At 59.6% G+C, this 7,252-nt stretch carries 8 protein-coding genes; 3 read left to right on the forward strand and 5 right to left on the reverse strand.

Going from position 1 to position 7,252, the window contains the following annotated elements:
* Positions 1-110, forward strand: a 110-nt coding sequence (locus ACRAUW_RS15640) for a formate--tetrahydrofolate ligase (protein ID WP_431363025.1), incomplete at its 5' end; no start/stop codon positions are given.
* A gap of 128 nt (positions 111-238) precedes the next feature.
* Here ACRAUW_RS15640 and ACRAUW_RS15645 read toward each other — a convergent pair.
* Positions 239-1,894 (reverse strand): methyl-accepting chemotaxis protein, encoded by a 1,656-nt coding sequence (locus ACRAUW_RS15645; RefSeq protein WP_431363019.1) that lies wholly within the window; start codon positions 1,892-1,894, stop codon positions 239-241.
* A gap of 410 nt (positions 1,895-2,304) precedes the next feature.
* Positions 2,305-2,961, reverse strand: a complete 657-nt coding sequence (gene folE, locus ACRAUW_RS15650) for a GTP cyclohydrolase I FolE (RefSeq protein WP_431363020.1) — start codon at positions 2,959-2,961, stop codon at positions 2,305-2,307.
* Positions 2,962-3,270: 309 nt separating this feature from the next.
* On the opposite strand from folE, the gene moeA reads away from it, so the two are divergent.
* Positions 3,271-4,497: a molybdopterin molybdotransferase MoeA gene (moeA, locus tag ACRAUW_RS15655; RefSeq protein WP_431363026.1), complete on the forward strand. Its 1,227-nt coding sequence runs from the start codon at positions 3,271-3,273 to the stop codon at positions 4,495-4,497.
* Positions 4,494-5,249 carry a molybdopterin-synthase adenylyltransferase MoeB gene (gene moeB, locus ACRAUW_RS15660; protein WP_431363021.1) on the forward strand — a complete coding sequence of 252 codons (756 nt, stop codon included), beginning with the start codon at positions 4,494-4,496 and terminating at the stop codon, positions 5,247-5,249. Before moeA ends, moeB begins: the two co-directional genes overlap by 4 nt.
* A 78-nt stretch (positions 5,250-5,327) precedes the next feature.
* Here moeB and ACRAUW_RS15665 read toward each other — a convergent pair whose 3' ends face one another.
* The 3 genes from ACRAUW_RS15665 to ACRAUW_RS15675 all read right to left on the reverse strand — a co-directional run.
* The gene (locus tag ACRAUW_RS15665) at positions 5,328-5,618 is read right to left on the reverse strand and encodes a Bor family protein (protein WP_431363022.1); all 291 of its coding nucleotides are present in this window, start codon (positions 5,616-5,618) and stop codon (positions 5,328-5,330) included.
* A 184-nt stretch (positions 5,619-5,802) separates the two neighbouring features.
* Positions 5,803-6,579, reverse strand: coding sequence for an alpha/beta fold hydrolase (locus ACRAUW_RS15670; RefSeq protein WP_431363023.1), 777 nt, complete (start codon positions 6,577-6,579; stop codon positions 5,803-5,805).
* A gap of 91 nt (positions 6,580-6,670) precedes the next feature.
* The coding region (locus tag ACRAUW_RS15675) for a TOBE domain-containing protein (protein ID WP_431363024.1) at positions 6,671-7,252 on the reverse strand (582 nt) is incomplete at its 5' end.

The following is a 7,252-nucleotide window of genomic DNA, read 5'->3' on the forward strand; positions in this document are numbered from 1 at the left end:
TCGTCTATGCGCTGGCGGGCCCTATCATGACCATGCCGGGGCTGGGCAGTCTGCCCGCCTATCGTCATATCGATATTGATGCAGATGGCGAGATAGTAGGTCTGAGCTAAATAGTCGAGTCAGTGATCTGGCGTCGGCCGATTACGCTTCGCTAATCGCCCCTACGATCAACACGCTAGTCAGAAACAACAAGGCCCCGCCAATTTGGCGGGGCCTTCTGTTATCCATGCATCACCCCTTAGAGGGTGAAGCGCTGGGTCATATGGTGCAGGGTGTTGGCCAGCTTGCTCAGTTCGCCACAGGCCTGGGCGATCTGATGGGCTCCCTGGGCATTCTCGTCAGCGGCATTGTGAATGTTGACGATGCTGCGGTTGAGCTCTTCGGTCACCGCGTTCTGCTCTTCGGTGGCAGTGGCGATCAGGGTGTTCATGTCGGTGATGCGCACCACGGCACCATTGATGGTGTCGATACTGGTACCGGCATCCCGCGCCAGACCGACGCTCTCCTGCATCTGGTGACGACTCAGCTGCATGGCATTGCCCGCCTCGGCGGCGCGGCTCTGCAACAGCTCGATCATCTTGCTGATCTCGGCGGTGGAGTCCTGGGTACGCTGGGCCAAGGATCGCACTTCATCGGCAACAACCGCAAAGCCACGGCCCTGTTCACCGGCACGGGCCGCTTCGATGGCCGCGTTAAGGGCCAGCAGGTTGGTCTGACCGGCGATATCGCGGATCACATCCAGCACCACGCTGATGTTGGCGCTGTCGGCCTCCAGCTGCTGCACCACTGTGCCCGCCTGTTCAATCTTGACCGACACATCTTCGATGCTGGTAATCGAGCTGCGAACCACTTCACTGCCAGCAGTGGAAGTGCGGGAGGCATCCTTGGCGGCGCTCATGGCATCCGTGGTGTTGCGGGCCACTTCGTTGACGGTGGACTGCATCTCGTTCATGGCGGTCGCCACCTGGGAGACTTCGTTCTGCTGGATAGCCATGCCGCTGGCAGACTGGCTGGAGATGGCGCTCACCTCCTCCACCGCGCTGCTGAGTTGGCTCACGGAGCCGGCGATCTCGCTCACCAGATCGGAGAGGGATCCCTGCATCCGGTTGATGGCGGAGCCCAGCTGACCCAGTTCATCGCGGTTGAAACGGCTGTCACGGATCCACTGCTGCAGTTCGCCCTGACCCAGATCGCCATTGGCAATACGCTGGGCCTGACGGGCCAGCATGATCAGCGGGTCGCGAATTTGGCGGGTCAGTACCACTGAGAGCACCACCACAAGGATCAGACCGAGCACCAACGCAATGATGACACTCTGCGTGGCAGATTGATAAGAGTTGACAATATTCTGGCGGGATTCCGAAGCATAACCGTGATTAATCTGGATCAGCTCAGCCACAGATTGATTCAATTTGTTGTAGAGTGGGCTCCCCTCTCCTCTGAAAATATTCAGGGCTTCACTCATCAGTTCCGCATCCTGCATCTGTTTTACCCGCTGGTGCAGGGCAAGGTAGCGGGCCCAGTCACCCTTGACCATATCGAAGATACGATGCTCTTCCACATCCTGCGCCCCGATGGTCTTGTCGTGATCAATCATCTGCTGTTTGAGACGCTCAACCAGCTGGGCGGCAGTAGTACGATACTCGGCACGCTTCTGGGGTTCAGAAGCCCACAGGAACAGGGCAAGCTCATAGCGGCGCAACTCGCTGATAGTGTCACCGATTTCACTGGTGCGATTGACTGCTGGCAAGATGCTGTCGGTAAAACGGAGGGCCACCCCGTTCATATTGCCAAACTGGACAAGAGCGAAACCACCGATAAAGGTCAGCATCAAGCCGAGTACGGCAAAGCCGGCGGTGAGTTTCTTGCCTATGGTCATGGAGCTGGTATTCATGGGATTTCCTGGTGGTCGTTAAATTCGTTGCTCTCGTCTGATTCACCCTCTCCAGGCATGAACTATCTGGCCACCTGTTCAGTGGCACACCAGCCAACCTTGATGAATATCTCTGAATTCCATGAGCGGCAGCGAGAGCCGTGAGGGGGCGCTAGAGTAACCGGATTGTGATGGTTCGGAAAGAGTCTGTCCGGTTACTTTTTGTAAGGTGAAAAAAAGGATTTATCGTGCTCGATTAAATATACCGCTCAGCTGAATAAATCGAAATAATGCATAACGTTTGCATAGGGCAAGCCGCGCGGGTCAAGCCGTTGCAAGCCACCACTCTCATCCGGAACCAATGAAAAACGCCAGCAGTGGCTGCTGGCGTCTCGTTTATTCAGCGAGGCGGTTACAAAACAACCGCCATCTTATCCGCGCAGGCCGCCCAGAAATTCGGCCCGGGTATCGGGCTGGGTCTTGAACACACCGCCGAGGGAGGTGGTGGTGGTATAGGAAGTGGAGTCCATCACTCCGCGCGCCTTGACGCAGTAGTGGGTCGCCTTGATGCTGATGGCCACATCCTTGGTACCGAGCAGGGTCTGCAGCGCCAGCAGGATCTGCTGGGTCAGCCGCTCCTGCACCTGGGGACGGCGGGCGAAGAACTGCACGATGCGGTTAATCTTCGACAGACCAATCACCTTGCCACGAGGGATATAGGCCACATGGGCCATACCGTCGATGGTGACGAAGTGGTGTTCGCAGGTACTGGTGAGGGTGATGTCCCGCACCATGATCATCTCGTCCACCTGCATCTTGTTCTCGATCACCGTCACCTTGGGGAAGGTGGAATAATCGAGGCCTGAGAAGATCTCGCCCACGTACATCTTGGCGATGCGGTGCGGTGTCTCGGCCAGACTGTCATCGGTCAGATCCAGCCCCAGCGTTTCCATGATGGAGCGCATATGGCCTTCGATCTTCTCCCGCTTCTGCTGGCTGTTCAGCTCGTTGGTGACCAGGGGGGTTTCCAGTCCCTGGGCTTCGAGGGCAGCCCTGACCTGCAAGGCTTCCGGACTTAAGGTTGTCATTGTCTTTTCTCCCACGCTCAGGGACTGTGAGGGCAGCTCAAGGAGCAACCCCTTATGTTATGGCGGCGCACAGGGCCAACGGTATCGCTGTAGTGGTAGCCACACAGGATGTGACGACCATCTGTTATGGCAGCATAGTAAACGGCCATTACCGCCAAGATTCAAGTCAACTTGTGCGTCACCTCATACTTTATGACTATCTACCCCCGTTTCAGCGCCTATTATCCCGAGATTCCCTCGAGATAACCTGCCCATCCCCGGGGATTTTTGTGATAATCCCGCCTTCAATCATAGAAAGAGGTCATGACGATGGGATTTGATACCAGCGGACTACTCCCCTTAAGCGATGCCCTGCAAGGGATGCTGGAACAACTCGCCTGCTGCTGCGACAGCGAGCAGCTGCCCCTGCCAGAGGCGCTTGGTCGTATCCTTGCCAACAACATCGCCTCTCCCCTCGCCGTGCCCCCCTTCGACAACTCCGCCATGGACGGTTATGCCGTGCGCTTGGCAGATCTCGCCACCGGCACCCCGCTCATCATGGCGGGCAAAGCTTTTGCCGGTCAGCCCTATCAGGGCGAATGGCCTGCCGGCCACTGCGTACGGATCATGACCGGCGCCCCGGTACCGGCCGGTACGGATGCAGTGGTGATGCAGGAAGAAACGCAGGCCGACGGTGATCGGATCACTTTTCTGGCACAACCCGAACCAGGCCAGAATATCCGCCGCGCCGGCAGCGATATCGGCAAAGGCGACTGCGTGCTGCCTGCCGGTACTCGCCTCACCCCAAGAGAGATGCCACTGCTGGCCTCCCTCGGCGTGGCCACCGTCGCGGTACGCCGCCCGCTGAAAGTGGCCATCTTCAGTACCGGCGATGAGCTCAAACCGGTCGGTACCCCGCTCGCCCACGGCGATATCTATGACTCCAACCGCTACGGCGTGCGAGCCATGCTGGCACGGCTGGGCTGCGACTGCCTCGACCTTGGCATCATCCCCGACGATCCCGCCCAACTGCGCGCCGCCTTTATCCGCGCCGATGCGGAGGCCGATGTGCTCATCACCACCGGCGGCGTCTCGGTGGGGGAAGCGGACTTCACCAAACAGCTGCTGGACGAGCTCGGCGAGATCGGCTTCTGGAAGCTGGCCATCAAGCCGGGCAAGCCATTTGCCTTCGGCCGCCTGCCCCGCGCCTGGTTCTTCGGCCTGCCGGGCAACCCGGTCTCCGCCATGGTCACCTTCGATCAGCTGGTGCAACCGGCGCTGGCCAAGCTGACGGGCCAGCAGTTCGAGCGCCCTCTCCAGCTAGAGGCCATTGCGGCCGAGCCACTCAAAAAGAGCCCAGGCCGACTCGACTTCCAGCGCGGCATCCTGAGTCAGGGACCGAACGGCCTCGAGGTGCGCAGCACCGGCTCGCAGGACTCCGCCGTGTTCAGCTCACTGTCGCGAGCCAACTGCTACATCGTTCTTGAACGGGAACGGGGCCGCGTCGCCGCGGGCGAGACGGTCACCGTCGAACCGTTCGGGGGATTGCTGCTGTGAGCGAGATCCTGACCGACGCCGAACTGCTGCGCTACAACCGCCAGATCATCCTCAAATCCTTCGACTTCGATGGACAGGAGGCGCTCAAGCAGGCCAAGGTACTGGTGATCGGCGCCGGCGGCCTTGGCTGTGCCGCCAGCCAGTATCTGGCGGTGGCCGGGGTTGGCCAGCTCACCTTGGTCGATTTCGACAAGGTGGAGCTCTCCAATCTGCAGCGTCAGGTGCTGCACAACGATGAGCGCATCGGTCACGACAAGGTGGACTCAGCAGCCCAGTCGCTGCGCGCGCTCAATCCCTGGCTCAAGGTGGAGACCCACGCTGCCGTGGCCGATGAGGAGCTGCTCGATGCCTTGCTGCCCCGGCATCAGCTGGTGCTCGATTGCACCGACAATCTGGCCATTCGCAACCTGCTCAACCAAAAGGCGCGCCAGCACAGGGTACCGCTGGTCAGTGGCGCCGCCATCCGGCTGGAGGGTCAGCTCTGCAGCTTCACCTGGCAGGAAGATGAACCCTGCTACGCCTGCCTCAGCGCCCTGTTTGGCGAGCAGGCTCTCACCTGTGTCGAAGCCGGGGTACTCGCCCCCGTGGTGGGTCTGGTGGGCAGCCTGCAAGCGCTCGAAGCAATCAAGCTCTTGGCCGGCATGGGCAAAAGCTACAGCGGCCGCCTGCTGATGATCGACGGCCTGAGCGGCACCTTCCGCGAGATGAAGCTGCCCAAGCGCCCCGACTGCCCGGTCTGCTCCCACGGGTGAATCATGCCACCAATCTTCGCACCAACAAAAAAGCCGACCCACAGGGTCGGCTTTTTGCAAACATGTATGCGGCGGAAATTAACCCGCGCAGTAAACACGTGCCTCGCGCGGGGTGTAGATACCGAAGGTCACCGCGGCCAGCAAACCATTGACGAAGGTGTGCTGGGCTTCAACCCGTACCACTTTGTCAGCACCATTGCACACGGCAGCAGCATCAATGTCCTTGCTCTGACCCAGACCAGAGATGAAGAAGTGATGAGTCACCTCTTTGGTCGGTGCAACCGCAGAACCCGGATGAACCGTGAAACCTTGCTGGGCACAACCAGCCATCATTAATGCAGTGATTGCAGTCAATACCATTTTTTTCATTTTACTGTCCCTGACAACATTATTATTTTTCGGTCTAACCGGATGAAAAGAGATGTATTTTTTACAGCCAATAGGGTGTAAACCTCTACCTCTTACACAACCCAAGTTAATGAAATTAATCAACCACTACAACATTACAATTGTTTCAAAATGCGACAAGCCCAGATCATGGCAGAGCTCAGTTTTAATGGGTGGCCAAAATCCGGTGAAGCAAATGATTAAATCCGGAAGGATCTTCCGCGGGCCAGGCGTGGTGGCCATTGGGGGTGTGGATGGTGGCGTTGGGCAAGGCGGCAAACTGCTCTACCCGTTTGGCCAGTGGCAGGTAGTCGTGGCTGGTGGAGATGATGGCCACCGGCTGCCAGATGGCGCCGAGCCGGGCGCGTACCGACCAGCCGGGTAACGCCTCCAACAGCGCCTTGTAGGTTTTCTTTTTATTGCGCACGAACCGCAGTCGGAAGGTGTGGCGCACCTGTGCCAGATCCGGGCCCGGGAAGAGCTCGCGTCCCAGCCACCAGGCGAGGGGGCGCATGCCAAACCAGCGCAGCCATTTGAGGCGCTGGGCGTAACGCTCCTGCTCTTTGGGGGTCTCCAGCAGAAACTCGCTAAAACCGTTGACCAGCACCAGCCCCTGCACCTTGTGGGGCAGTTGCAGCGCCAGCTCCAGCGCTACCATGGCCCCCAGCGACAATCCCACGACCCAGGCGGGTTCTGGCTGTGCATCGAGCCAGTTCACCACATCGGCTGCCAGGGTCGCCACATCGAACGGCCCCTCCTGCATGCTCTGGCCGTGGCCGCGCAAGTCTAGCGCCACCACCCGGTAGTGCTCGGAAAACCGTTCGATCTGCGCCTGCCAGTCAAGGCTCGAGGAGCCCAGCCCGTGCAGCAGCAACAGCAAGGGGCCCTCTCCCGCACTGCGCAGGGCAAGACCGTTGAATTTCATCACCTGATTGCGGCGCATCAGTGTATTGCCTCTCGACTCATCACCTGAACCATCTCTTGTTGTTATCTTGCCCGTGGCCATCCTGCCACGTTATCAGCACGGCGCCCAATCAGCCTTCGCTGACCAGACTCACCGCCTTGATATAAGCGTAGATCTGCTGCTCCGGCGCCAGTGCCAGCCGCCTGGCGGAGCGGCTGGTGATCCGGGCCAGCAGTATCTGCTCACCCAGCGCCAACTGCAACAGGGTCTGGCCGGGGCGCACCTCGCGCACCGCCAGCAGACGGGTGATGAGACAGTTGGAGAGACTGGAGTGCTCGATGGGGGCCGTGGCAATCACCACATCGCGCCCCGCCACCTTGATCTGCAAGGGGCCGCTCTCATCCGGCACCTGGGTCATGGTGACCCGCAGTTGCTGCTCACCAAGCTGCAGGGTCGCCATCTGCTCCTCTTCATCGTAGTGAGAGAGGGTCGCATCCAGCATCACCCCGGCATCGTCACGGCTGGCCAGCGAGAGATCGGTGCGGGCGAAAATCTCGCTCGGCCGTCCCTGCGCCTCCACCCTGCCACCTTCCAGCAGCACCAGCTGATCGCATAGCAGGCTCACCTCCTCCATGGCGTGGCTGACGAAGATCATCGGGATACCGCTCTCCTGCTGCAACCCCTTGAGCACATGGGCCTGATGGATGCGGCT

It is taken from the genome of Aeromonas sp. (genome assembly GCF_050633025.1).
GTDB lineage: Bacteria > Pseudomonadota > Gammaproteobacteria > Enterobacterales > Aeromonadaceae > Aeromonas.

Coding starts and splice junctions, on each gene's coding strand:
- folE (WP_431363020.1), bottom strand. CDS start 2,961: ATGACAACCTTAAGTCCGGAAGCCTTGCAGGTCAGGGCTGCCCTCGAA.
- ACRAUW_RS15670 (WP_431363023.1), bottom strand. CDS start 6,579: ATGCGCCGCAATCAGGTGATGAAATTCAACGGTCTTGCCCTGCGCAGT.
- ACRAUW_RS15665 (WP_431363022.1), bottom strand. CDS start 5,618: ATGAAAAAAATGGTATTGACTGCAATCACTGCATTAATGATGGCTGGT.
- ACRAUW_RS15645 (WP_431363019.1), bottom strand. CDS start 1,894: ATGAATACCAGCTCCATGACCATAGGCAAGAAACTCACCGCCGGCTTT.
- moeA (WP_431363026.1), top strand. CDS start 3,271: ATGGGATTTGATACCAGCGGACTACTCCCCTTAAGCGATGCCCTGCAA.